Genomic DNA, 25,253 nt, shown 5'->3' on the forward strand with positions numbered 1-25,253 from the left:
GAATATATGGATGAAATCCTTTTCTTGTATTATACGCACAATCTTCAGGTGAATGAAACGATCTGTAACCGATCATTTTTTTAACCAATGTTTTATTAACATGACAAAATGGATTACAATGAGATAAAGCAAACATGAAGGAGGCCTTTTTAATGAAAGAACAGACTTATTTTGAACAAAATAGAGAAAAACACCTGGCAGAACTGAATGAATGGTTGTCCATTCCGAGTATTTCCGCCATTTCAGCGCATAAAGAGGATGTTAATCGTGCAGCACAATGGGCAGCAGATGCTCTCACACGTGCAGGTATGGAGAACGTAGAGGTCATTCAAACGGCTGGACATCCGATTGTCTATGCAGATCACCTGCATGCACCCGGCAAACCGACGGCTCTGATCTATGGACACTATGATGTACAACCTGTAGACCCCCTTAACCTGTGGGACACGCCACCTTTCGAACCTACCATTCGTGATGGCAAGCTGTATGCCCGTGGTGCAACGGATGACAAAGGACAGATCTTCCTACATATCAAGGCAGTTGAAGCCATTCTCGCCGAAAACAAAGAACTTCCAGTTAACATCAAGTTTTGCATCGAAGGCGAAGAGGAAATCTCCAGCCCGAACCTGCCCATCTATCTGAATGACAATACGGACAAGCTACGTGCAGACATGGTACTGATCTCGGATACGTCCCTGCTTGAAAAAGGAAAACCTGCGATCTCCACTGGCCTGCGTGGCCTATGTTCGCTTCACGTGGATCTGAACACAGCCAATACCGACTTGCACTCCGGTTCATTTGGTGGTGGAGTACCCAACGCACTGCACGCACTCGTATCCTTGCTCGCTTCGTTGCATGATGAGCAAGGCCGCGTGAGTGTAGATGGTTTCTACGACGGCGTACTGCCACTGTCTCCTGAGATGAGAGAAGAATTTGTGAAACAGGGCTTCAATGAAGAACAACTTCGTCAAGACCTTGGACTGGAGCAATTGTACGGCGAAGAAGGTTACTCGTTCGTGGAACGTGTAGGCGCTCGTCCAACATTGGAACTGAACGGCGTATGGGGCGGTTTCCAAGGCGAAGGTAGCAAAACGGTTATTCCGAAGGAAGCTCATGCCAAAATCACCTGCCGCCTCGTGGCGGATCAAGATCCACAACATGTATTGGATCGTATCGAAGCACATCTGCGCGCTCACGTTCAACCGGGTGCAACGCTGCATGTGAAACAGATCGAGAAAGCTTTTGCTTTCAACACCGATCCTTCCAATCCAATCCTGCAAAAAGCGGCAGATGCGTATGAGCACGTGTATGGCGTTCGTGCCCTCTTTACCAAAGATGGCGGCTCCATTCCGATTGTTGAGAAGCTCTCACGTGTACTCGAAATCCCTGCTGTCATGATGGGCTTTGGCTTGCCGGATGAGAATCTGCATGCTCCGAACGAGCACTTCAACCTGGAGAACTTTGATAAAGGGTTGTTGACGATTGTTCAGTTTTTGAAGAGTTTATAATAGTTGGGGCTCATCGTTCTAAAATAACTGCTGGGGCAAGGTGCTGAGTGGACGTTCCGGTGCCGAATCGTTCTTTAGATCGCTGTTATCCCTGGATTTCCTTGATTCCCTTTCTAAAGGGAGAAATCCGGGGATAAAGGCGAACGCTCCGCTTCTCCAGAATCGATTTCGTCCCCTTCACTACGTTGCAGCTTTCGCAGACTGATTTTAGGATTGATCCTAACTTTTTATATGGGTTAGTGTAATAGGGATAATAAAAGGACGGCTTTCGGGTCGTTCTTTTTTGATTTGATTTCGTTTTTTTATTTGTTTTCTTGTGTTTTTGTTGCTTTGCTACTTTGGGGCTTTGGGGCTTTGGGGCTTTGGGGCTTTGGGGCTTTGGGGCTTTGGCGAAGATGTAGTTTTTTTTTCAATGGCTACTTTTTATGAATGGAGACGATGGAGACTTAATTTAAATGGTTTAGTGGTTTAGTGTATTAGTGATAACAATATGGTGACTTATAGGCCGTTTCTTTGAATTTTTTTTGTATCGATCATTCGTACAACTTGCTTTATTATGGCTTCTTTAAAGGTATGGGTTTAACTTTGAAGGTTAGTGATCACAAAACAATGGGCTACTGAACAGTTATTCGATTTTTTCTTTTTTTTCTCGATAACTTCGTTATCGTTGTTACTATGACTGATTTTATAGACGCAGTCTCGGTTTTAATGGTTTAGTGTATGGGAGATAACTTACGCGACGGCTTATCGGCCGTTTTTTTTAATTGATTTGGTCTCCTTCACTGGGTTTCAGGCTTTTACCGTGGCTGCTTTATTGTGACTGGTTTTAGACGACTGCTAACTTTTAAGGGGTTGTGATAGAGAAACACAAGTGGCCTTTTGGGATGTTGGTTTGGAACGATTGATATCTAGAATATACCCTTCTGGAGCATGTTGCGGATGGTGTAACGAAGATGTTGATAGCTCAGGGGGATATCTGATAGTAGGATCTTTCGGGATTCCTGCGTTATGACTTGCTTATGTTCCGCGAATTTGGCGTGGGGCTATAGCTATGAAGTGTTACCTACTGTTACTCCCAAGCAAGCTAATCCAAAATGATGAGGTGATTATTGTGTCTGCTTCTCACCTAACCAAACATGCGCTGGCTCACTCGCTTAAATCACTGATGGAGCATACTCCACTGAACAAGATTACGGTCAAACATCTGGTGGATCATTGCGGCGTGAACCGGCAAACCTTTTATTATCATTTTCAGGATATTTATGCGCTGCTTGGGTGGATCTATCAGACTGAAGCGGTGGAGAGTCTTATGGAGTACCGAAGCTACAGCACATGGACGGACGGATTCTATAAAATCTTTTGCTACATCGAGAACAACAAAACGTTCTGCTGCAACACACTCAACTCGCTCGGGCGTACCCACTTGGATTCATACCTCTATGAAGTAACCCATGATCTGATCATGGGTGTTATTGATGAACTAGCCTGCGGGATTAAAGTCCGTGGTGAAGACAAAGAGTTTGTCGCCAACTTCTATACCTTGGCTTTCACTGGGCTGATCATTCAATGGATGAGGGGCAACATGCAAGAACCGCCAAAACAGATTATTGAAAAGCTCAGTGAGCTGATCGAAGGCAATGTCCTGAGGGCACTGCACAGGTATGAGAATAAGCTGCCATCCAATTAAGGATGGGCGGCTTTTTTCGCATGTGGTCTAAGCCTGATTTTTAGACACTTTTCCAAAAGTGACCAAAAATCAGACACTCCCGTTCTTTTGATCATACCTTACGGAACCTGCAAGCTTTACATTAGGGATGTGATTACAGTAACTTTTGGAGGCGAATGATCGTGAAGAAAGAACATGGTAATAAACAGGTCTATTTTGTAGGCGGCGGCATTGCATCTTTGGCGGGTGCAGCTTATCTGGTCAGAGATTGTGGCTTTCCTGGAGAACACATTCACATTATCGAAGAAATGCCGATTCTCGGTGGCAGCAATGACGGCGCTGGTAATCCCGATCAAGGATATATCATCCGTGGTGGACGGATGCTCAATGATGAGGCCTATGAGAATCTCTGGGAGTTGCTGGCTTCCATCCCTTCCATCGACCGTCCGGGCATATCTGTGCGACAGGAGATTACTGAATTTGACGATGCCAATCCCACACATTCCAATGCGCGGCTCATCAACCGTGACGGCAAGGTCGAAGATGTGCTCTCCATGGGGTTTGATATGGCCGATCGTCTGGCAATGGGCAAGCTGATTATTACTCCTGAAGACACGCTGGGGAAATTGCGAATCAACGACTGGTTTGGCCCTCACTTTTTCAAAACAAACTTCTGGTATATGTGGGCGACCACCTTTGCCTTCCAACCTTGGCACAGCGCCGTGGAATTCAAAAGATACATGCTTCGCTTTTTTCACGAATTCCCAAGAATTCAAACGCTGGAAGGTGTCACCCGCACACCGTTCAACCAATATGACTCGATAATCCTGCCATTGCATAACTACCTGGAGCCGTTTGGCGTAGATTTCACGCTGAAATGTACGGTTACCGATCTGGATTTCAAAGACGGTGACGGCATTACGGTAAGTCGGATGCATGTGCTCAGGGGAGGTGAAGAGGAAGTCATTGACATCCTCGAAGGTGATCTCGTCATTGTCACAAACGGTTCAATGACCGAAGGGGCTGATATCGGCTCCAAGACTTCCGCACCGAAACTGAATGGCAAGGGCAGCTCATGGAAGCTGTGGGAGAACATTGCCGCCAAGAAACCGTTGCTGGGCAACCCTTCTTCTTTTAATGATCATGTGGATGAGTCCAAATGGGAATCGTTTACGGTTACCTTCCAGGATTCGGTTTTCTTTGACTTGATGGAGAAATTCACACGCAACAGGGCAGGTACCGGTGCTCTGGTTACGTTCAAGGATTCCAGCTGGTTCATGTCTGTCGTTCTGGCCTTCCAACCACATTTCCGCGGTCAGCCCGAGCATGTCAACGTGTTCTGGGGTTACGGATTGTATCCGGATAACGTAGGTGACTATGTGAAGAAAAAAATGAGCGATTGTACCGGGGAAGAAATTATGCAGGAGTTGATCGGCCATCTTCATTTTCAGGAACATCAAGAGGCGATCATGGCTACCGCCAACTGTATTCCTTGCATGATGCCTTACATCACTGCCCAATTCATGCCTAGACTGAACAGCGACAGACCGAAAGTTGTGCCTAAAGGCTCCACCAACCTGGCCTTTATTAGCCAATTCTGCGAGATTCCCGATGACGTTGTATTCACGGAAGAATATTCGGTCCGGGCAGCACGGATCGCCGTCTACACTCTGCTTGGAGAGAACCGTCCGATTGAGCCGATCAACCAGTATCAGTATGATGTTCGGACGCTGTTCAGCAGTTTTGTGACTTCGTTTAGATAATTGCTTATATAGTGGATTCGGATATAGTATGAAGGAATGGTTGGATTGATCGGTGGATGGGAATAGATCTTTGGAGATATCTGTAGGATTCGGTGAGTAACTTTGTGCTCTTTAGGAAGCTTAGTTATCTTAATTGTATTGATGTGCCAAGTTAGTATGTTATGAGTTACTACATGCGTTAGCTTCAGAAGCTTGCATCCCCGTTGAACGAGTCAATGAGTGAGTATGGTTGTTGCTGAACTGAGGAGTCGTTGTATAAAAAATAGAGAGAGTTCCGTCAGCGATGACAGGACTCTCTTTCGTTTAATCGTTTACTATCTAAGCCCGACACATAGCCTTCATCGGATTGCCAACTGTCGTCTAAAGAACCTCACAAGCCTTAGTACTCGAAATTTCGCTAAATTGCATTAAATAGCGTGTCTGAGATTCGTTACATTTTCTATGACTGCAAAATCATTGGAATAAGGCTTCACAGATTCGTTAGCGCTACGCGACCTACATAGAAAATACTTATGAGAATGGAATCGCAGTGATATGTTATTGTCGATATCCTAGTCCATTCTTTCTTGAAACTTAACTTATAACTCTCCCTAGTTACTCATGTATACTCTTGTGGTTGTTCTTGGTGTTTATTTTCATTTTTTCGTCGTCACTCATCGCTTATGAGAGCCACATATTATACTCTTCCTACTCACGCCGCTTATCACAGCCTAAATATCACACTTCGCTTATGTGCGGAAAGTCGTAAATTTCAGTATGTGCACAAGCTTGGATAAATGTGCTATTTCCTTCTGGACTCCAGAGGTGTCCGTGCCTGCCATTGCCTGATTCGCTCGCAAGGTTCTGCGGGTGTTCAGCATACCTTCGATCAGTTTCATGACGGTGTTACGACCACGATGGTCGACAATCATATACTTTTTGCGTGCATCGAGCTCTACCCATACGATGTTGCTGAATGATGTGAACAGATGCTTGCGGTACTGCTCCATATCGGTTTCATTGTAATGCTCGCCATAAAAGGCATAGTATCCGTGTATGTGCAACTTCTCCGCCAACACTGTGATGAACGGATCATGTTCGAGCATAGCGTTACGTTCCATGTTTCACGCCTCCGTTATGCGTGATCCGCAGATCCCGTCTTTTTGAGATCTATTTTAACATATTGCGCAAGGTGTTGCTTCTCTTGCCTCTCCGCAAACATGTCCAAGTTACAACTTACTCGCCGACCCGTCTGCCCTTCACCCACACACCCTCAATATCCAGCTCCGCATTTAGCAAAACGATATCTGCCTGTTTTCCCTGAGCCAGGGAACCTGTCCGGTGATCAATGCCCAGCAGGCGTGCCGGGGTCAGACTTGCTGCACGTGATGCAGCGTTCAGACTCAAGCCCACTTCCTGTACCAGGTATCGGAAACCGCGAATCATTGTCAGTGTGCTTCCGGCCAGTGCGCCGCCATCCTTCAGTCTGGCCTCACCGTGCTTCACGATGACGGGCAGGTCGCCGATCTTGTATTCGCCGTCATCCAATCCCGCAGCAGACATGGCATCTGTGATCAACACAAGCTGATGGTCATGTTGCTTCAGCTGAGCGAGGATGGAGATCGCCGCAGGGTGTACGTGAATACCATCGGCAATGACCTCGGCACTGATGCGCGGATCACTTAGCACGGCTCCGGCAGCTCCCGGTAGCCGATGATGCAGCGGTGTCATGGCATTAAACGTATGCACCGCATGATGAAGTCCGGCTTCCACTGCACGTTCGACCTCTTCATAGGTCGCATCCGTGTGGCCGAGTGCCGCTGTAATCCGCTGTTCACGCAGCCATGAGATGACTTCCAGTGCGCCTTCACGTTCCGGTGCCAACGTAACTTGACGGATTAGACCGGGATATTGCTTCTCCCATGCTTCAAGCCAGGATACATCAGGCAGAATGATATGTTCCGGATTTTGCGCACCAGGCCATTTCGGACTGAAAAACGGACCTTCCAGATGTACGCCCTCAAGCTGTGCATACGGCATCTCACCGGAACGATAACGAGCTACTTCAGCAAGTACGCTGTCCAGCCGCTTTTTCGGAGCGGTCATGGAAGTCGCAAGCATCGCTGTTGTTCCCTGCGTACTATGAAAAGAAGTGATCTTGTCCAATACCTCCGGGCTTGCGTCCATAAAGTCTTCTCCGTTCCCACCATGCACATGGATATCAATGAATCCAGGCACAATGAGGCCGCGTTCCGGTACAGGCATGGACACTGCCTCTCTCCGAATCTGTTCGGGCAGACCTTCTGGTACTCCAGCATAGAGGATTTTCCCATCCCTCCAGGCTAATACACCGTCTTCCAACATCTCATTGGAAAGGAGTAACCTGCCCCGAAGAAGAGACACATGTTGTTCACGCTGGCTCCCAGGTTTATGGCTATTTGCTCCGGTCATCTCACCAGCCTCCCTGCTGCACGGTCCAGCAATACCACCACATTTGGATGACATTGCAAAAGCGATGCAGGACAGGCCGTTGTGATTGGGCCCATGAACGCTTCGCGAATAATCTCGGCTTTTTCCTCGCCACGGGCAATGAGCAGAATCTGTTTGGCTTTCAAAATGGTACCAACACCCATTGTAATCGCCTGAGCCGGAACTTCATCGATGCTGTCAAAGAAGCGCGCGTTTGCCTTTCGCGTTTCGTCTTTCAGATCCACAACATGTGTCCGCCCAGTCAGCTCCGTTCCCGGTTCATTGAAGCCAATATGACCATTATGTCCGATGCCCAGCAGTTGAAGGTCTACCGGTCCACGATCGTCCAGCCGTTGTTCATAGGAATTACATTCCTGTTCCAGATCTGCAGCCTGACCATCAGGCACTTGCGTTCTAGCAATATCTATATCGATATGATTGAATAATTGTTCGTTCATAAAACTGCGGTAACTTTCACGATGTTCTGTTGGAAGTCCGACATATTCATCGAGATTAAATGAAGAAGCCTGTGAGAAGCTAACCAGCCCCTTCTGGTATAACGTGATAAGCTGTTTATATATGCCTACAGGAGAACTTCCTGTCGCAAGCCCCAATACAGCCCGTGGTTTCGTCTGCAACAAGCTGGCAATGAGGCCAGCACCTGTGGCGTTCAAATCTTCTTCATTTTCAAAAATGCGTATATTCATCTTCATCTGTCAGGCACCTCCGTTGTGTTGTACGCGATAGGACTGCACGTTGTGATAGGATTGTTCCAGTCTCGGGATAAAACGGTCGAAGTCGGCACTTACCATGCCTGTGAACAAAATATCGACCACATGCAGCAGTGCAATACGTGAAGCCATATCTCCACGCCTCATGCCTTCTTCCAGAGAGGACGTAAACAGTGGGATATTGGATACAGTTGCAAGCGTGTTACTACCATAGGAAGTCAGTGAAATCGTAGAAGCTCCGGCCTGTTTGGCACAATGCAGGGCATCGATGGTTTCTGGTGTTTCTCCTGAATAGGATACGGCCATCGCCACATCTCCCTCTGCGAGCGAAGATGCGGATGTAATCTGCATGTGTGAGTCGGAGAAAGCCGTACAGCTTTTGCCGATCCGCACCAGTTTCTGATAGAAATCCTGTGTAACAATCGACGAGGTTGCCACACCATACAGATCGATGCGGCGAGCCTGGCACAATAATTGCACTGCTTGCTCCAATCTGCCCAAATCCAGCAAACGGGTGGTATCTGCAATCGACGCGAGGTGGTTGGCTTCGATAGCTTCAACAATTTTGGATAGGGAATTGCCCGCTACAATATCCTGATACGCCGTTTCATCAGATGCATGGGACAATTCTGCGGCGAGTTTCATTTTGAAGTCGGGAAAACCTTTGAAATGAAACGACTTGCAAAAGCGGGTTACCGTCGCCGCACTTGTGCCACTCTGCTCTGCCAGATGACTAATCGTCCAGCCGGGAATGTCCGATGGAGATTGCATAATGACTTCGGCGATACGTCGCTCCTGAGACGGAAGGTTATTCAGTTCTTGCTGCAACGCACGTAATATGGCTGCCATGAGGACCTCGCTTTATGAAAATTATTTTTATTTATTTTTAATAAATTAAGAAAATCATTTTTATAACTTTATTCTAATCAAGTCGATCCTGCAAATCAAGAGCAATTTCTCACGACTTTCGCAATGATACTGAACGTGTATAGACACTCACCTGCTTGATACACATAGTGAGTAACCTTTATATTGAGAATTGAGATATGATCATATTAAAAAGGAGCCATTCAATGAATCGAAGACAACGGAAAAAATTTATTCCTTCCATCTGGATTATTGCTACCAAACAAACAGAAGGACATGCCTATTATGCCCTCTATGCCATCGACTGGAAACGCGGAGGTAGGCTCAGTTGGGAAGGCTGGAATCACTTTGAAGACCTGCTGCAATTTCATATTCCGATCAAACGAAAAGCTGGAGGACGGAAATCTTCTTCTCAATCTGCGGCCAAAATAGCAAAAAGAGCGCTCCATCTTCAACTAAACGAAGCAGAGTTCGAGGAACTGGAGCAGCTCTTTTATCAGCCATTTTCGAAGAAAAGATGGAGGATGTTCATTCAAACGAATAGGAATCTATAAGTGATAAAGTGATATGAAATCGATTATTTCATTTTTTCACGCTAAAACAAAAAAGCCTCTTCCCTTCTTTAGATAAAGAAATAGGAAAGACTTTCGCGGTATTAAAATTCAATTCGTTTTCATTCAATTTCCATTTAACTCAAATCTCAAGTTAAGTTAACTCGTTCTAATTCATGTCATCATATCGTTTTAGGAACTTGCTGACTAAGCCGGGTACAGTCATTTGATGAACCGATTGATTCTCAATCTCCTCCGCCAGATCGTCATCTGTGAGAGAAACGAAGAACGTAATGTCTGCTTTGGTTTGTCCATATCGAGCAAAAACGTCATCCGCTGTCTCATTCACAACTTTGGCGATGATTCGAATGATCTCATCCTTATACGCCTGAACTTCCTCAGTTGCATACAACAATCGGCTGATATGGTTAAAGTGCGTATCCTCGCCATACTGATATTCGGAGCAGCCCCATCGGTAATAGATCTCGTCCTCCTCACTGTCGCACAGCCCTTGCTCTTTCATTCTCGAAATGTGCGCTGCCAGGGATTCCTCGGTATTCACCGCCATAAACAGCGTTACCCAATCACTGTCCGTTCCAAATGCACAAGCATATACTTTCTCATGTTGCACCTTAGCCAGCGTCTGTTCCAGATCGGGTAGAAAACCCGCTCTAAATTGTTTTGCAAATTCACTTAAGAAACGGTCCATTTAGCTCGTCCTTTCATTGTTAAAGTAAGTTAAGATTCATTTGGTTGGTACTATAAAGTCTCTCAATAACTACAAGGTACCACATAATTACAATTAACGCGCTTACTTCCTACATCCTTAAATAACTATGCTATAATAAAAACACGACTATCCAAGCGAGGTGATGCTGATGAAATGGGAAGAGATCACTGAATTACACCCAGATCGTTTTGTACTTGTGGAAGCAATCAAGGCAAGCTCCAGCAACCATGTACGTCAACTAGAGGATATCGCTGTTATTCAAAACTATGATAATCCTCAAGAAGCTTGGAGCGGTTATAAAGAACTTCACAAGCTCCATCCGACACGCGAGTTATACGTATTTCATACGAGCAGAAACGATGTTGAGGTAGTAGAGGAATTTTTCTCAGGAGTGCGGCAACGAACATGAAATTACAACTACAGCAAGGCTTACCTATCGTATCCTTGACCATAAGACATAATGAACAATCTATCATTTTGCATAATATTTTATTTGATACCGGCTGTGCAGCAACTGTATTTGATACCGAAGCATTAGCTGCAGTAGGTATACAGCTTGATTTTATTAATGGACGAGCTAAGCGAATGTATGGGGTAGGTGGAACGAGCGAAATTTGCTATGAACAACATATTCCCAATCTTTATATTGAACATATTGCTTTAACTGATTTTCCAATTCAACTTGGTTCAATTCAGGAGCCTTATGGCTTTGACGGAATTATTGGCATTGATTTTATGATGAGAGCCTCATGCAAAGTCGACTTTGAATTAATGAATGTTCAGTTTTCAGAATAAGCTATGTAATGATAACCTTTCGGATGGTTGTCATTACATGGCTTATTTTTGTATTAGATGAATGACTTCATGCCGTAACAACGAATGATCTGATTTTAATAAACTGTAAAATTAGCAGCAAAAAGCCTTGCCCCATTCTTCATCACAAAGAATAGAGAAAGGCTTTCATGCTGCTACTTCATCCTAACTGCAATTCGCAACTAAATCTTCAGCTCTCCAAGCTTAATCAGCTCGACAACTGCCTGCCAACGACCCTTAACATTGAGTTTCTGCATCACATTGGAGATGTGGTTTGAAGTACGTCGGGATGCATCACTTTTAAATACTTCATAACTCAAAATAGTCCAAATAAAACTGTTTGATCTTAGTTTCAAGTTCATCTTCCACAAGTGATTTTACGAATTTTTTTCTTAAAATTTCTTTGTTAATTGAGTTGCTGAGTAGTTTCTTAATCTCATTTTCATTAAGGTATGGAAACCACTCTAAGTTAAACTTTTGATTATAAAAATTTTCTTCTTGAAATAATAAATCATAAAAATCATTAAATCCGATAAATTCGGAGAAGAGTCCTTTATTAATTAACTCAACTTTCGCAGCTCAAATTTCCAAACAAACCCTTGATATAACTGGGTAAACCAGAGATCCATTCTTGTAGTTGACAAAAAACAGATGCCTTGGTCTTTTTGGTTTTCGCCTGAGACATTTCGAGAAAGAAACTCATGAGTTGCTGAAGCGCAGACTGGTAGTCCAGATCGCGAACCTCATTGGCAAAGAGAAAAAAGAGTCCTCCCAGTGTACGGTCATCACTGGTTTCACGCCGTTCATAATCCATCGCCAAATAACGGCTAAATACAACCGTCGTATGGCTAATTAGCCCGTCAAAGGAACGTCCTTGAAATTCGGTTCCCAGTTTCAAATAGCTCTTTGTGACTTTAAAAAAGGTCTCAATACTCCAACGCATGCCGTAGATTCGTACTATTTCAGCCGAATCCAGCGTGACGTCTGTGCTTAAAATGGCAAGCCATTCCCGTCTTTTATTTCGGTTCCGCACAAATACAAGTTTCACGGGCAGATTGAATGAAGTATGCACAACCACAGAACCTTTGATGTCATTTGTACTCGACTTGGGCAGGCTTTGAAACACGTCACTCAGCGTCATTCGCTGTCCCTGTACGAGATATCGTTGCTTCATTTCCTTGATCATTCCGATCACAGGCAGACCTCGATCTGTAAGCTCCCGAAGTAATGGAGCTTGCGTAAACCAGCTGTCCATGAGCACGTAATCCGCCGTGAAGCCAGCTTTTAAAGTCCGATTAAGCAAGTCTACAACCGCATTCAGGCTTACGTGAAAAAGACTCCATTCGGCGTTTGTATCCATGGCTACGCTTCGAGAGTTGGGAAGTCATTTCGCAAAGAAGATTCGACAGTTTGGCGGAAGACAGCATCACAAAATCGAGCGGTGCAAAGCTAAAACCATCCGACCAACCGAGCGTGAGCATGCCCATGGTTTCACTCCATCTCGGAGTAACTAAACCTATACAAATTATCACTGGGCAGACTATTGCTAATGCAGAGAACAAGCATAGGGTAATAAGGGTTACCATGTTCTTAAATCTTTCGCGTAGACTGTAAGCTAAAACAACCATTGATAATATAAGCGAATATATACTGGCAAACGATAAAAAAGAATTGTTTTCGATTTTTAAAATTACACTCATTATTCCCCACATAATCATTGCGCCTGCAAGAACTGAGAGAAATACTCTGCTAAAAAACCTCATCTAGTCGTCCCTCCTAAAAGATGCTCAACTTTCTTATTAAAGTACCACAGTCCTTATGAAAGGCCGACTTATTCGTCCTAGTACACTATAGGTTCGCATTTATATTGTTATTAGTTTTTACTTCTACTTCCTCCTCAGAAAGAATTTCTCCTTCTACACATGCTATCGTTGTTCCAATGAATTTACCGTTCTCATCAATCGCCTCACCATAATAGGCAGCGGCAAGTATTTTATTTACCTTTATTATCTCGTCAGAAACTGTATAGTAAATTTCGTCAATCGTAATGTCTAAATCAACTACAACATAACATGGATTATCACTTATATATTTCCAGAAAATTTTCCACTTGACGTTCATGCATCTCTAAAGTTGATTTCTCATCAAAATAATCTGGAAGGTAATGCTCAAGGTCATACAAATACGCTCGCTCATCTAGAGATGTCACCTGGCGCAGTGTTAGATTCAGATTTGATCGTATTATGTACTTATATGTTCCATTCTTTACTTGATCCTTATATCGTTTCAAAATTTGACCAACTAAAATTCTACATCTAGCTGGTTCAAACTCTTCCCACTCCTTGAAAGCTGCTAAAGATATTCTCTTGTGCATATTTTTAATTGACTTCAACTTTGATAAACCAAAAGACAAATCATCTATAACATCTATTAACACTGATTCTAAGGTATCAATTTTGGATACCCCATCCCTCATTTCTTTTGCAATTATTTCAATTAAGTCAAATTCTTTAATAGCTGTGTTTTTATCCATTGCTTCGTCAATCAATTTTCTCATTCTTTTGATAACATAAATATCAGGTGTCAAATAAACCATTTTAAACATTTCCTCTCTTAAGAAATTCTTTATTTCTTATATTGTCATTTCAAACTCATATAATAAGCAATTTATTTAAGTAAGTACCCTGTTTAATTCATGCGCTATTCATGCAACTGGAAATTTATGTAGTCCGCAGACTTAAGAAAGTTATATAATACAATAAGCAATCTATTTCACATAACAGAGGAGAATTACGATGAAGGACAAGTTAAAGGGTTTGGTCATTGGTATTCTAATTGGATCAACAATTACAGGAGCAACAGCTTTTGCAGCAAGCGGAACACCAATTAAAGCAGTAATCCAGAAAGTCAGTCTTTATGTAGATGGAAGTAAGAAGTCCACAACGGATGCAATAACGTACAAAAACACTACATATGTACCAGTTAGAGCTATGAGTAATGCTATTGGTGAGAAGGTTTCGTTAAAAGAGGGCAATCTTTATATTGGAGAACAAGGAGTTGCAATGGTTAGCTTAGAGAAAGCTATCACATTGCTCTACGAAAAGGCAAAGGAAGAAGCTGATGAATATGACCTTAAGTTCATGAATGATGGTATTATGGAGGGCAAGTTTTATTTATTTCGAGCGTTTCAGGAGACTCCAAACAATATAATTCCATATGGTGATTTTCTTGTAGATATATATACGGGAGATGTCTATGCGTGGGATGAGTTCGATAACACTATGGTAGAACTTTAGGGTGGATCTCTCCACCCTGTCTCTTTAAAACTTGTCTTTTATATGATGCCGCATTGGTGTTATAATTTGGAAGATAAACATTTGGAGGTGTGGTTTACATGGACGAGAAAGAATTTATCAGTTACATGACAGGAAAAACATTCATAAAGATATTCACTAAAAACGAAAATGAACTCATAATTGAGTATTATTCTGATTTTAATGATTATAAAGAACACAACCCCGAATCAAATGTAAGTGAAGCCGATTATAATGACTTCTTTACCAAGAATACTATACAAAAAATAATGATTAGCAATAGCGCATTTGCACTACGGTTTTTGCCATCTACAAAATTAGTTTCAATCTCATTAAACTTTAAGGGTACTTCATACTCAGTTGAACTTGATGAGGGAAGATTGTCTGAATTTCTAAGTCTCAGTCTAAGTTCACTTAACACTAAAGAATTATGGTTTGAAAAATTTTCGAATGTATACATTTATAATATGAAAAATAGGGAATTACTGTTCAATCATTTTGTTAAAGTAGAACAACAGACGGCATAATGCCGTCTAATTTTCTATAGTGATAAATGAGTTGTTCAATTATTCGAGATTTAGCCTCTCCCTTTAAAATCTTCATAGTACACCTGTCTCATCTTCTCGGCATATCTTCCCGCCTCGTGAACATCATCGAATGCGCCCAATATCTTGTTCTTTCCTTCTATTTGTAACTGAACAACCCACATCTTGTAGGATTTATTCCAACAAACATTCCTGTATCCTGATTTATTATTTGAGTTTCTACCACTTCTATTTTTTGAATTTTCTTCGCTGCTAGTTTTTCTTAAATTTGATTTAATATTGTTCAGAGTATTATTGTCTATGTGATCAATAATATCTTTACTAATCTCACTGTCGTGCACTAATTTATGTAAATAAAGCAATTTACATGATATCGCTTTTCATCTCGTCTTCCTAAATACAGTGAGGCTCTTGCATAATGTTGTTCTTGTGCCAAGCAACATACCACTTAACATCATACGAATTTACCTTTTGGAAATCATCTAACGATATGTATGTTTCGAATTTCTCACCTTTTCTTGTTTCCATAAATATAACCACTCTATCATCTGCTAAGATTTCATACTTGTTTTTGATTAAAAATCTTCCTTCCAATTTTCTAAGTGAATTATGTATTTGATTCATCTTCTTAAAGTATAGACTAGTAGCCCGTCTTTGCTCCTTACTGACTACACGTTCTTTTCCAGATTTCAATGAATCCTAGTCAAACTTTAAATACATATAGTAATGTGCTCCATTTGGTTCTCTTTTGTATGACTTTGCGCCTGCCTTTCGGAGTTTAGTGATAATGTTCTGTTGCTATTTGAATACAACAAAAAACCCGCCATTTAATTGGTGGGTTTTATTGTTGTCTATATTTGAAATCTACATTTTATCAAAAATTGTCTTTTGCGCTAAATATTATATTCGATGTTTAATTCTGCGTCATTATCTTCTGGCATCAATATAAAATCCAAAGATATAAATTCACAATCCTTGTGTAAATATTCTGATAATTTTTCTTGTAGTTTTATCGATCCAGAAAGTTGATTGAGTGCAACATTTATCAATTCTTTAAATTTATATTCATTATTTTCTTTCAGAAATTCATTTGCTATTGCAAGGATTATGGTTACTTCAATCGAATTCGGCAACGATATTTTTTTGATTTTGTAACTCAGCTTTTTATACTGCTTAAAAGTAAGTTCTCTTGTGTTTGCGTCCCAATTTCCACTCAAATCCTCAAAGAAAAGTTCTAGTAGCATTGCCTCAATAGAACATTTAGCTAATAAATCCTTATACTTGTCAATCGTTGCTAAGTAATTGGGAAGCTTCAAATCCTCGGCAACCAATTCATGATAGAATACATAAAGAGCATACATGTTTAGCTTGTCAAATTCTTTCGAATTCGGAAGCAAATTTTCATATAGTTCCAGTAGTGGACGCAAATCGAACTTCAAAACTTTTTCCTTGTTTTGTAGCATGGATGTAAAAGCAATGACGAATCCTTCTAGCTTTTTTGTGGCATGTTCAGGCTTAAAGTTCGTAGTTTTGCCTAGCCAATACTGGGGAGATAAGTTCATTTTCACCACACCTGGTAATTCATCATGCCAATTATATTCCTCTTTTTCTAAAAGTGGCTGAGCATTAACAACGTTAGTCAAAACGTGTAAAGTCAATCTCATTAGGCCCCTGTATGTTAAAAATGGATTTGAATCTTCAAGAAAAACCTCGCCTGATGTCACTGTTGGCATTTTGGCTTCTTTTTTCATAGACTTTAACGCATGAACAAAACTAGAACGCTGACCATAGGTATTACCTAGAGCGACTTTTAAATCAAGTTTTTTGATAGCGTATTTTGATTCGGAAGCTTCTGACTGAAAAAAACTGTCATTTGTATTCTGAAGAATAAAATTGATAAACCTCGCCTGACTCTTTAAGTTTGCCGATTTAACCAAAATATTTCGAATTTCTTCAGATAATTCTTCGTTACCAACTGATGTAAGTAAAACATCTAATTTTAATCTAATATTTTGATCATAATCATCCCAAGTTGGGACAAAACCATCGAAATTTTGTGATAAGGATTCTAGACAGTATACTAGTTGTGAATATGCAAGATCTACATTTGTATTTAAATGCAACAATGAATGGTATATATTTCGATAACATGCCATTACACCAGAATAGATTTCACGAGGTAAACCAATCAATTTCTCAGTCGACAAAATAAAATCTTCAACTGACACCACACTTATATTATTTTCTGTATTGAAAAAATGAGAAATCAATGAAAGAGGACTGTTGCTTAAGGAGTCGTCCTTTGGAGAGTTATTGCAGTATTTCTTTATTACATCTGGGTCTCTTGTGAAAATAGATTTAAATTTAATGCTGCAGTAGAAGATAAATTGATCAACTATTTCCTCATCACCGACAGCAACCAAGACTCCGCCCTTTGGTATTCTGTTTTCATAGGTAAACAAATATACTTGTACTTGATCGTTAGCACCTGTAAAAGCAGGCTCCAGTCTACCAACTTTAGTTTCAATGATTGAATGGTGTCTTAAATTAGAGTAAAGCACAACAGTTCTCTTCGTAATATGTAGTTCACTGTCATTAAAAAACTTTCCTGAGCTGATTTGAAGCAATTTATTTCACTCCCATTCCTTATAATAATAGGCAAAGCACGAAAACGCCTTGGCTTCCTCTGATTGTTTATGGAGTAATGGCATACAACTTCGACATTGTTTCTTTAATGTTCTTCCTCCATATGGCCCTCTCTTCGGTTATGTACTTTAATGACACGTTCTTGTTGTTAATTCTATTATTTACATATCCAGTAGCAACGGCAGCAAGGAAAGATGAAGATAAAATTGCTAATATAAAGGCTCCAATGCTCACTCCAACACCTCCATAGATTTTATGAAACTACTCTTTCATAGAAACCATTTAATTAATAGCATGTCTTTTGTGAATTCTTTTAATTTTGTTGTTTGATGTATTTGCCTGCGGCATGGTCAAATACTCGTGCCAATAGCTCTGCTTTTTTACTCCGGTTTCGACTAAGCACCGAATCGTCAACGATAAATACACTATACGCACGCGTTGCGACCAAGTGAGCGATTCGAAATAGCGTACAATCTGAAGACTTAATGTCTGCAAAAATCGGCGCCAGGCAAAGGAAGATTAATTCAAGAATCGATAGACAACATCTTTTCCTGGCAGGTCGGATCCGCGGTCACTTTCCAGAAGGCGAAACCAGTACTTTCCTTGGAAAACCAAAAAAACACGATTTGAAAAATGGCTAAGCTGGAAAGAGCAAATGATTTGGAAATGCCTGCATTCCGCAAGGCTTTTCCGATGTGAAGTGTAGCAAAAAGTTTAGAAAAACGAGACTGTTCAGACTGGGAATGTTGTTGTAATATAGGGTTACACACTTTTCTTTTTGGCATGGGTGGTCGTACTTCCATGATACCAAACAAGCAAGGTGTTTTTGTCAATACGAGTGAATTTTATTGAATTCTTCTTACGCACTCAATGGTTTAAGCCATTTTTCTAGGTGCGAAAGTTGAGTTATTTACTATCAAAATAATTCATTAAGTTCTTTTAGTTCACTTTGCGTCAACTTATCAACGTTAACAATCGTGTTCACTTTCACTCCAAAATCGATGAATTTTAATCCAAGTTGTTCAGTGTAATCGTAAGTGACATATTCAATCCTTCTCTTATAATGCTCAATAAACGGGTTTTCCTCTAAAAAGTTTATTAACTGCTTGGAGTTTGGAACCCCTTCATAAAATTCTTTAAAAACCTGAGTTGAATGTACAGCTTCTTTATGCATTAAATGTTTGCGTGGAGGTCTTCTTAACATATATCCTGAAAATCCTATATCATCAATCGCATAAACTCCATTAATTTTTAATTTTTCACCTTGTGCTGTATTTGTAACGACTATTCTAAAAACATTGTTTACAGAATTAATACCAAGTTTATTCTTTATTGCCTCCAAATTTTCTTCTAATTCATAATAATCTACAATTCTATTCAATTGATTTACTGCATCGTGTATTTCGTCTAAGTTTCTTATATACTCCCGATATGAAGTCGGATCGTTCAAGTGCTTGGCTTCAACAAAAAAAAGATCATTATCCAAGGTGAATACAACATCGCATTCATAATCTTTTTTTTCTAAGTGGATAAATTGTATACCAGCTCTTTGAATAGTTGTTCTAACTTGCTCTTCAAATAGCTCTCCCTTTACATTTATCTCAACTTTTTTGCTTTTTAAATTGGATAGCAACGCACGAGAGGGATCTGTAACTGAAGCTATGGAAGGAAGAACAATATATTCTTCTCCAACCTTTATTAGAGGGCAGTCAAACAAATCCTTTGAATTATTGTCAAATATCAATACATCAAAAATTTTCTCAGCATTCTTGTGTGACAGTCCCCATTCGACGAATAAATAAATCCATTTTCTCTTTGTTTTCGATACGCAAACATCACTTATGGAAATGTCGGTATACCTTGATTTTAATTTTCGCTTTTTTAAATATCTTTCGCATTCAACAGCAACAATGCTATAGGCTCTAACAAATTCAGCAATGGATATATCTAGGAACTTCAATGATAAATTTCTCGTAGAGAAATATTCTTCTATAAAATCACAAGTCATTCGTTCATTATAAGAAATAAATCCATTTGGCGGGAGTTTTCGCGTTTTTGAAATTGTTGAATTATTTCCGAACATTTGCATCTGTGTATAACCATGTCTAGCCTGCTTAGCATTACGCACATCTAAAAATTTCATATGAGAAATTTGCTTTCCCATTGTCTTGTCACTCTTCGAAGTTGCTTCGATAATATCTTCCTGTTTAATATCTACCTCAAAGTAACTCCAAGCTTCACGTAACATATCAAGAATTTCTCTATTGCCAGAACTTCTTACATGAGAGAATGCGAGCTTCGTCATTTCAAAATCAATTTTTAATTCAGAATTTTCCAATGAAAATTTTTTATACTTCAAAAGATACTGTAAAACGTTCCCTGCAGATTCAGCTACATTCTCAAAATAATCAGCTCTATTATTATTTAGTTCCGATTTATACTTTAATAGATTAATATCATTAGATAAAAATAACTCTAGTCCAATCAAATATGCAGCTACATGTATATCATTAGGAATTTGCTGTTCAATTGGAATGACATATTCATCATTCAACTTTTTGTATAAACTGTTTAGGATCGTGACTTCTGACTGAAACGCTCTAAGCTTTTTGACATCATCAATATCCAATATTAAACTATCTAATGTTTTTATTGCTTTATCATACAGTTTTTCATTTTTTGGTTTCCCCGAACCAAAATAGTCTACACAAAATCCTGTCATTTTTATAATCTTCAACACTTCATCCAAATTATAATTCTGGTATGTATCAAGAATTAGGTTATTGAGGATCTCTGCAGATTTAAGTTCTTCTGCTTCATACATAAACATAATTATTTTCCTCCACTATCTTAGTTTTATAATTCTCACTATCTAAGTTGTGCAATATAAGAAATTTCATCTTTCTTTAAATTTCTTTATTATTCTCTATAAAAGTGTACCACTTTTTGAGTATAAGCAGATTCGTAATTTTATGTTTATTTTAAGAATATTGTTATCGTTAATCAATCCAAGAGATTAAATACATCCAACATTGTAAACTTGGTCTGAAACTTTACAATGCAGGCACGATTATAGATATTGTTTTTTACAGAGAATTAAAAACCAAATTAATTCAATATTAGTAGAATATAAAAAACGTTCATCGTGCTATGTGTCATTCGTATTCTGATTTTGGATGGTTATCACTGTAGCATTACAGGTTCAAAATTGTTTGTGCCGATTGAGAGAGTATGGCATATGTATATAAGTCACACTTACTCGTGAATTGTATAAAAAATAAAAGTAAGATAGCTATGGCAAAAGAATTTTCTCAAGAAATAAGATAGAAACATAAGATTACGACTCCCATTTTTTTTATTACTGTATATCCAAGGGTTACTGGAGATGCTCTACTATACAGAAGAGATACAAATCTGGCTGGTTATTTAAACTCAAGAGTAATTTTATTTTCCCCCTGAATCTGACTATGAAGGATTTCAAAAATACAACTTTTGAAAATGAACAACCACATAAAAGCCTTTCCCCATTCTTCATGACAAAGAATAGAGAAAGGCTTTCATGCTGCTACTTAATCCTAACTGTAATTCGCAACTAAATCTTCAGTTCTCCAAGCTTGATCAGCTCGACAACTGCCTGCGAACGACCCTTAACATTGAGTTTCTGCATCACATTCGAAATATGGTTACGCACCGTTTTCTCGCTGATGAATAACTGCCCTGCGATGTCACGCGTTGTTTTGTCTTGAACCAGTAATTCGAATACTTCGCGTTCACGGTGGGTCAACAAAAATTTGCTTTTATGATCGATACCCTTCAATGTTCACCCCTCCTTGCTCGGGTTGTGTTGGTGTAACAAGGTTAAGGGGATACAGTCAACTCATCTTATGTCAGGTCAAGGGCGTTGGTTCAGTTTTATAAGAAAAATGGGCAGTAAACATGTGATTCATTGTCCAAAGAGAACGTATGCAATTGTCTATGTATTCGATCATGTAAAACAAACATGCCTCTGCAGCGGATGTTACCATCTGCGCAAAGGCACACTTGTTCATGTCTTAAAAAACTACCGATTCATTCGGTTCATCATGCCGCCATCATTGTGATTACGGTTCATCAGGCCATCGTCAAGGATACCATCGCGGTGATTCATACCTGTACCGTTCGTTGGGAAAATGCGCTCCACCATCGATTGGAACGTATCGATCATGCCACTGACTGGCTTACCATTACGAATATCTGTGGCATAGTTCTCGACATGCTCCACAAATTCCGGATTGGCTGATACATATACATTCTCGATGTTTGGTGCAAACTGTTTGATTTTGGCTGAAATCTTACCCTTAATCTCAGCTGATGTGTTATCGTCCGTGCTATCTACACGTTGTCCTTCACTTTTCATACCATAATGCCCATCGTCCGTCCCACGTGCTTTGCCGCTGTTTGTCAGACCACGCATCATACCAACGGCGCCTGTGCCCATGGTTCCATAGATGCTGCGGTCATTCCCCATATGGCTGCGATCCGTTGCTGAATTCGTGTTCAGTCCTGGAGCAATTCCGCTAGTGCTGTACGGAGACATTGTGCCCGTACCACCATTCACACGCATACCACCCATATCGTGATTCATGTTGCCCCCACGCATGGTATCACTGGCATGATTACGCATTGTTCCAGACAGCATGCTCGTACGACCATTGGACTTGCTTTCCAACTTGCCTGCATGACCATCTGCCAAACGAACCGCCACATAAGCATTACGATCCGTTAACATGACACGGGCGGATTTAACTTCCTTCATCTCCGTGATACGTTTTGCCAGCTCTTCACTGGATTTCAGGTCAGTCACATTATGCATGCGATAACTTTTCGCACGGATGCCATCCATTCCATTTGTTTCCACACCATAACGGTTAATGCCGTTGGCTTGCTGACGAACACTTTGCGTATGCATATTGTTGGTGTCCCGATTCGTGCCACAACCTGTCAAACCGGCCATTACAAAGATTGCAGTAGATAATGATAACGTAATAGCTGTTGCCTTTTTGACTGCTGGCATGTACTCATCCTCCAATGTATGTTGGTTTTGGTCACAAAGATAGGATGCGCTTCTGTACGTACCGATATGCTGAAAGGATATGGTACCTTTCCCTGTAGATTCAGGTGTTTCTTCGCTATATAAAATAAAAAACAGTGCTGCGTTCACAGCACTGCCTCCAAATAATACTTGCATCTCGACACAATAATATCACTTATCTTCCGCCCCGCTCATTTCCCGTCTGTTGATGAGGAAGTTGTTGCGTCATGTGCAGAACTCGACGACTCTTTCGAAGAAGTTGTGGATGCTTTAATTGTATCCGGGAATTTCTCTGCTTCCGTTAGACTTGTCGCATCCATGCCATATGCCCATCGACCATCCGGCGTAATGACCCAAATCTGATCCGGTTTGGATGGTACCGTAAGCCCCCGATACACATCTCGAACTTGTTGGCCATTTACCGTCTGTTCAACAGACAGGGTGAATCGTGGAACAGTACCTTTCAGCTCGGAAGCTTTGCGCACATCATCTGCTGTTGACAGGTTTTTGATTTTACCGATAAGGGATATGGCGTCTGTGGAATCAATCGTTTTTCCATTCAGTGTCCAGGCCTGCTCTGCCGCATCGTTCTCCGATGTTGATGTTAACATCCAGGTAGCTGCTTCACCTTCCCACTCCAGAGATCCAACATTTGTCTCATCCATGTTGAATGGTGTAGTATCCAACAAATCACGACGAGACAAAGCTATGTTGGTAATCGCCTCTGTCTGTACGGCAACCACGGGACCCTCATCTACGCGCACATATCGTGCGTCATCTGCTGGAAGCTGGCCACCAATAGTCAATTTGATCTCCCGATTATCTTTGAGTTTGATATCCATACGTGTAGCATCTGTTCCTAATCCATACTTATTCAGATCCGTTGGCGCTTCTTCCACCACTAGTTCCTGATTCGCACCACTCAGAGCATCTAACCAACTGTTAACACTGTAACCGTTCAGAGGATAGGCTTTTGGCTCAACCATCTGCCATACACCATTTTCAAGCGTCAGGGTCGAAGTTGCTGCTGTACCGGCTGTCTCCTCCGTTGTGTCATGTATTGTAATAGATTGGATATCCCCGGATTGAATACCGAGCAACTTGGCTTGCGCCGCTTCTTCTTCTCGAAAATAATTTTGACTGGCCGCGTACACCCATCCTACAATCAGTACGATGACCACCAGAATTGTTGGAACCCATTTTCTCATACTCGTCTGCGCCTCCACCATAAGAGTACACCAATGATAACAAAGAGGAGTGGGAATGCTACAATAGCCACGAAGAAAATCGTTCTGGCCTGTTCGCCATTCAGGTATGCCATCTCATACCCGGCTTGTACCCTTGGGCGAATCGTCAATCCATTTTCTTTCTCACTCAAATAGTTTACCGTATTCAAAATAAAGTCACGATTGCCACCATTCGCAATTTCCGAATCCTGCATGAAAATGGACGAGCCCATAATAACCGCCTTCGGTTTGCCATCCGTCGTATCGGCTGCATATCCTAATTCAACGGGTCCCTGAATGTCCTCTTCGGCATCATTGGTTGTTTCATTCTGCAATAAGCCGCCGATATTTGTCTCCCCATAACTTTCATTCGAAGAATGCATTAACGGTGAAAGGGTATATTTATCCTGTTCTTTGCTGGTCAACGCAATCGACAACGACAACATCGGATACAATTGGCTCTCAGCGAGTTTGTCCGTAATTGCATGTGTACCGTACTCCGGCACCACCCAGAGTGGGCCCATCGTACTGGCTTGCTGATTATCCACCATGACCGCATGCTCATCAACGACGCCATAGTCAGCCATGAGGGCATCGATGTTTTTCCAACTGGATTTCATATCTTCCACAAATCCGAGGGATAATAACAGCTTGCCTCCATTACTCAGATATGTGCGAATGGCTTTCATTTCGGTATCACTGAGATCACGTTGTGGGCCAATAATGGCGAGTACATCTGCATCTTCCGGAACCTTCCCTGCTTGATTCAGCTGCAACTCTTCCGTCTGCACATTATTTTGTTCCAAGGAGGATTGCAGCGTAGTCATCTGAGCGAGACTCAGCTCTTCATGTCCAGTCAAAAAGACCATTTTGTGCATCTCCGTGGATGACATATTCATGAGCGCCTGCGTAAGTTTTTCCTCACCTGTGAACTGATATGATCCGTCATTTCCGTCACCTGTCGCGGTGAACAAACTGGCGATATCAATCACTTTGTGTTGATCTCCCTGCTCCAGCACAATGGAGCTGCCTGTTATGCCATATTTGGATGCAAGCGCAGGTTCCTGCGTCAGATTATATTGTTTTATTTTCAACTTGCTGTTACGTTTCGTGTATTCCTCGACCATATCCGTGACCTCACGGTTCAGGACGGTGTTATTGGCATTTTCGACGGTTAACACCAGAATGTTGACGTCATCCTTCACATTTTTGATCGCAGTAAGGGACTGGTCAGATAACGTGTATTGTTTGTTCGAGGTCAGATCCAGCTGGAAGCCGCCAAGTGAATTCAGGAACAGTGTTAGCAAAATAAAGATGCCAATCACCGCTACGGACAACACGGTACTGTTGGTATGACTTAACCATTTTTTCATC

Annotated in this window: 24 protein-coding genes and 2 pseudogenes; 8 read left to right on the forward strand and 18 right to left on the reverse strand. The window is 41.2% G+C overall.

Features of this window, described 5'->3' with window-relative positions:
- The first annotated feature begins 152 nt into the window (after positions 1-152).
- The 3 genes from ACETMN_RS26980 (at position 153) to ACETMN_RS26990 (ending at position 4,937) form a co-directional block, all read left to right on the forward strand.
- On the forward strand, positions 153-1,508 hold the full coding sequence (locus ACETMN_RS26980; protein ID WP_091011819.1) for a dipeptidase: 1,356 nt from the start codon (positions 153-155) through the stop codon (positions 1,506-1,508).
- 1,111 nt (positions 1,509-2,619) lie between these two features.
- Positions 2,620-3,195, forward strand: coding sequence for a TetR/AcrR family transcriptional regulator C-terminal domain-containing protein (locus tag ACETMN_RS26985; RefSeq protein ID WP_192136308.1), 576 nt, complete (start codon positions 2,620-2,622; stop codon positions 3,193-3,195).
- 155 nt (positions 3,196-3,350) lie between these two features.
- Positions 3,351-4,937: an oleate hydratase gene (locus ACETMN_RS26990; protein WP_411735379.1), complete on the forward strand. Its 1,587-nt coding sequence runs from the start codon at positions 3,351-3,353 to the stop codon at positions 4,935-4,937.
- A 728-nt stretch (positions 4,938-5,665) separates the two neighbouring features.
- Here the strand turns inward: ACETMN_RS26990 and ACETMN_RS26995 are convergent.
- From ACETMN_RS26995 to ACETMN_RS27010, 4 genes are all read right to left on the reverse strand, one after another.
- Entirely contained in the window at positions 5,666-6,037 is a 372-nt protein-coding gene (locus ACETMN_RS26995) for a hypothetical protein (RefSeq protein WP_411735380.1), read from the reverse strand.
- A gap of 115 nt (positions 6,038-6,152) precedes the next feature.
- On the reverse strand, positions 6,153-7,367 hold the full coding sequence (gene nagA, locus ACETMN_RS27000; RefSeq protein WP_411735381.1) for an N-acetylglucosamine-6-phosphate deacetylase: 1,215 nt from the start codon (positions 7,365-7,367) through the stop codon (positions 6,153-6,155).
- A complete protein-coding gene (gene nagB, locus ACETMN_RS27005; protein ID WP_210109933.1) occupies positions 7,364-8,092 on the reverse strand; it encodes a glucosamine-6-phosphate deaminase in 729 nt (242 codons plus the stop codon). The genes nagA and nagB overlap by 4 nt, the downstream gene beginning before the upstream one ends.
- Positions 8,093-8,101: 9 nt before the next feature.
- A complete protein-coding gene (locus ACETMN_RS27010) occupies positions 8,102-8,965 on the reverse strand; it encodes a MurR/RpiR family transcriptional regulator (protein ID WP_210109891.1) in 864 nt (287 codons plus the stop codon).
- Between the two features lie 224 nt (positions 8,966-9,189).
- On the opposite strand from ACETMN_RS27010, the gene ACETMN_RS27015 reads away from it, so the two are divergent.
- Positions 9,190-9,537, forward strand: a complete 348-nt coding sequence (locus ACETMN_RS27015; RefSeq protein ID WP_411735382.1) for a hypothetical protein — start codon at positions 9,190-9,192, stop codon at positions 9,535-9,537.
- A gap of 166 nt (positions 9,538-9,703) precedes the next feature.
- On the opposite strand, the gene ACETMN_RS27020 is transcribed toward ACETMN_RS27015, so the two are convergent.
- Complete coding sequence (locus ACETMN_RS27020) at positions 9,704-10,243, reverse strand: DUF4303 domain-containing protein (protein ID WP_210109889.1); 540 nt, start codon at positions 10,241-10,243, stop codon at positions 9,704-9,706.
- A 169-nt stretch (positions 10,244-10,412) separates the two neighbouring features.
- On the opposite strand from ACETMN_RS27020, the gene ACETMN_RS27025 reads away from it, so the two are divergent.
- Positions 10,413-10,673, forward strand: a complete 261-nt coding sequence (locus ACETMN_RS27025; RefSeq protein ID WP_047841220.1) for a hypothetical protein — start codon at positions 10,413-10,415, stop codon at positions 10,671-10,673.
- Positions 10,670-11,059, forward strand: a complete 390-nt coding sequence (locus ACETMN_RS27030; RefSeq protein ID WP_210109888.1) for an aspartyl protease family protein — start codon at positions 10,670-10,672, stop codon at positions 11,057-11,059. Before ACETMN_RS27025 ends, ACETMN_RS27030 begins: the two co-directional genes overlap by 4 nt.
- Before the next feature lie 200 nt (positions 11,060-11,259).
- Here ACETMN_RS27030 and ACETMN_RS27035 read toward each other — a convergent pair.
- From ACETMN_RS27035 to ACETMN_RS27050, 4 genes and pseudogenes are all read right to left on the reverse strand, one after another.
- Positions 11,260-11,352: pseudogene (locus ACETMN_RS27035) on the reverse strand (DNA-binding response regulator); the annotation flags it as partial.
- 290 nt (positions 11,353-11,642) lie between these two features.
- A pseudogene (locus ACETMN_RS27040) lies at positions 11,643-12,588 on the reverse strand (transposase); the annotation flags it as partial.
- A gap of 337 nt (positions 12,589-12,925) precedes the next feature.
- Positions 12,926-13,198, reverse strand: coding sequence for a hypothetical protein (locus tag ACETMN_RS27045; RefSeq protein WP_411735383.1), 273 nt, complete (start codon positions 13,196-13,198; stop codon positions 12,926-12,928).
- Positions 13,158-13,673: a hypothetical protein gene (locus ACETMN_RS27050; protein ID WP_411735384.1), complete on the reverse strand. Its 516-nt coding sequence runs from the start codon at positions 13,671-13,673 to the stop codon at positions 13,158-13,160. Before ACETMN_RS27050 ends, ACETMN_RS27045 begins: the two co-directional genes overlap by 41 nt.
- A gap of 199 nt (positions 13,674-13,872) precedes the next feature.
- Between ACETMN_RS27050 and ACETMN_RS27055 the strand changes: the two genes are divergently transcribed.
- Together ACETMN_RS27055 and ACETMN_RS27060 are read left to right on the forward strand one after the other, a co-directional pair.
- Entirely contained in the window at positions 13,873-14,373 is a 501-nt protein-coding gene (locus tag ACETMN_RS27055; RefSeq protein WP_411735385.1) for a stalk domain-containing protein, read from the forward strand.
- 98 nt (positions 14,374-14,471) lie between these two features.
- A complete protein-coding gene (locus ACETMN_RS27060) occupies positions 14,472-14,918 on the forward strand; it encodes a hypothetical protein (protein ID WP_210109885.1) in 447 nt (148 codons plus the stop codon).
- A 50-nt stretch (positions 14,919-14,968) separates the two neighbouring features.
- Here ACETMN_RS27060 and ACETMN_RS27065 read toward each other — a convergent pair whose 3' ends face one another.
- From ACETMN_RS27065 to ACETMN_RS27105, 9 genes are all read right to left on the reverse strand, one after another.
- Positions 14,969-15,277, reverse strand: a complete 309-nt coding sequence (locus ACETMN_RS27065; RefSeq protein ID WP_411735386.1) for a hypothetical protein — start codon at positions 15,275-15,277, stop codon at positions 14,969-14,971.
- Positions 15,278-15,829: 552 nt separating this feature from the next.
- Positions 15,830-17,563 (reverse strand): hypothetical protein, encoded by a 1,734-nt coding sequence (locus ACETMN_RS27070; protein ID WP_411735387.1) that lies wholly within the window; start codon positions 17,561-17,563, stop codon positions 15,830-15,832.
- A 67-nt stretch (positions 17,564-17,630) separates the two neighbouring features.
- Positions 17,631-17,816, reverse strand: a complete 186-nt coding sequence (locus ACETMN_RS27075; protein ID WP_210109883.1) for a hypothetical protein — start codon at positions 17,814-17,816, stop codon at positions 17,631-17,633.
- A 290-nt stretch (positions 17,817-18,106) separates the two neighbouring features.
- The gene (locus tag ACETMN_RS27080; protein WP_210109882.1) at positions 18,107-18,367 is read right to left on the reverse strand and encodes a hypothetical protein; all 261 of its coding nucleotides are present in this window, start codon (positions 18,365-18,367) and stop codon (positions 18,107-18,109) included.
- A gap of 131 nt (positions 18,368-18,498) precedes the next feature.
- Positions 18,499-20,412: a hypothetical protein gene (locus ACETMN_RS27085; protein WP_411735388.1), complete on the reverse strand. Its 1,914-nt coding sequence runs from the start codon at positions 20,410-20,412 to the stop codon at positions 18,499-18,501.
- A gap of 762 nt (positions 20,413-21,174) precedes the next feature.
- Positions 21,175-21,399, reverse strand: coding sequence for a helix-turn-helix domain-containing protein (locus ACETMN_RS27090; RefSeq protein WP_017692532.1), 225 nt, complete (start codon positions 21,397-21,399; stop codon positions 21,175-21,177).
- A 243-nt stretch (positions 21,400-21,642) separates the two neighbouring features.
- Complete coding sequence (locus tag ACETMN_RS27095; RefSeq protein ID WP_105601181.1) at positions 21,643-22,809, reverse strand: YhcN/YlaJ family sporulation lipoprotein; 1,167 nt, start codon at positions 22,807-22,809, stop codon at positions 21,643-21,645.
- A 35-nt stretch (positions 22,810-22,844) separates the two neighbouring features.
- On the reverse strand, positions 22,845-23,861 hold the full coding sequence (locus ACETMN_RS27100) for a DUF4340 domain-containing protein (RefSeq protein ID WP_411735389.1): 1,017 nt from the start codon (positions 23,859-23,861) through the stop codon (positions 22,845-22,847).
- Positions 23,858-25,252: a GldG family protein gene (locus tag ACETMN_RS27105; protein WP_411735390.1), complete on the reverse strand. Its 1,395-nt coding sequence runs from the start codon at positions 25,250-25,252 to the stop codon at positions 23,858-23,860. The genes ACETMN_RS27100 and ACETMN_RS27105 overlap by 4 nt, the downstream gene beginning before the upstream one ends.
- Position 25,253: the final 1 nt, after the last annotated feature.

It is taken from the genome of Paenibacillus sp. M2, from assembly GCF_046713495.1.
GTDB classification, from domain to species: domain Bacteria; phylum Bacillota; class Bacilli; order Paenibacillales; family Paenibacillaceae; genus Paenibacillus; species Paenibacillus amylolyticus_B.

Bases quoted from the DNA above. Each gene is read 5' to 3' on its own strand.
- ACETMN_RS27060 (WP_210109885.1), top strand. From the start codon at position 14,472: ATGGACGAGAAAGAATTTATCAGTTACATGACAGGAAAAACATTCATA.
- ACETMN_RS27030 (WP_210109888.1), top strand. From the start codon at position 10,670: ATGAAATTACAACTACAGCAAGGCTTACCTATCGTATCCTTGACCATA.
- ACETMN_RS26995 (WP_411735380.1), bottom strand. From the start codon at position 6,037: ATGGAACGTAACGCTATGCTCGAACATGATCCGTTCATCACAGTGTTG.
- ACETMN_RS27080 (WP_210109882.1), bottom strand. From the start codon at position 18,367: ATGCCAAAAAGAAAAGTGTGTAACCCTATATTACAACAACATTCCCAG.
- ACETMN_RS27095 (WP_105601181.1), bottom strand. From the start codon at position 22,809: ATGCAAGTATTATTTGGAGGCAGTGCTGTGAACGCAGCACTGTTTTTT.
- ACETMN_RS27105 (WP_411735390.1), bottom strand. From the start codon at position 25,252: ATGAAAAAATGGTTAAGTCATACCAACAGTACCGTGTTGTCCGTAGCG.
- ACETMN_RS27045 (WP_411735383.1), bottom strand. From the start codon at position 13,198: ATGAACGTCAAGTGGAAAATTTTCTGGAAATATATAAGTGATAATCCA.
- ACETMN_RS27010 (WP_210109891.1), bottom strand. From the start codon at position 8,965: ATGGCAGCCATATTACGTGCGTTGCAGCAAGAACTGAATAACCTTCCG.
- ACETMN_RS27055 (WP_411735385.1), top strand. From the start codon at position 13,873: ATGAAGGACAAGTTAAAGGGTTTGGTCATTGGTATTCTAATTGGATCA.
- ACETMN_RS26980 (WP_091011819.1), top strand. From the start codon at position 153: ATGAAAGAACAGACTTATTTTGAACAAAATAGAGAAAAACACCTGGCA.
- ACETMN_RS27050 (WP_411735384.1), bottom strand. From the start codon at position 13,673: ATGGTTTATTTGACACCTGATATTTATGTTATCAAAAGAATGAGAAAA.
- ACETMN_RS27025 (WP_047841220.1), top strand. From the start codon at position 10,413: ATGAAATGGGAAGAGATCACTGAATTACACCCAGATCGTTTTGTACTT.
- ACETMN_RS27020 (WP_210109889.1), bottom strand. From the start codon at position 10,243: ATGGACCGTTTCTTAAGTGAATTTGCAAAACAATTTAGAGCGGGTTTT.
- ACETMN_RS27015 (WP_411735382.1), top strand. From the start codon at position 9,190: ATGAATCGAAGACAACGGAAAAAATTTATTCCTTCCATCTGGATTATT.
- nagA (WP_411735381.1), bottom strand. From the start codon at position 7,367: ATGACCGGAGCAAATAGCCATAAACCTGGGAGCCAGCGTGAACAACAT.
- ACETMN_RS27085 (WP_411735388.1), bottom strand. From the start codon at position 20,412: ATGTTTATGTATGAAGCAGAAGAACTTAAATCTGCAGAGATCCTCAAT.
- ACETMN_RS27100 (WP_411735389.1), bottom strand. From the start codon at position 23,861: ATGAGAAAATGGGTTCCAACAATTCTGGTGGTCATCGTACTGATTGTA.
- ACETMN_RS26990 (WP_411735379.1), top strand. From the start codon at position 3,351: ATGATCGTGAAGAAAGAACATGGTAATAAACAGGTCTATTTTGTAGGC.
- nagB (WP_210109933.1), bottom strand. From the start codon at position 8,092: ATGAATATACGCATTTTTGAAAATGAAGAAGATTTGAACGCCACAGGT.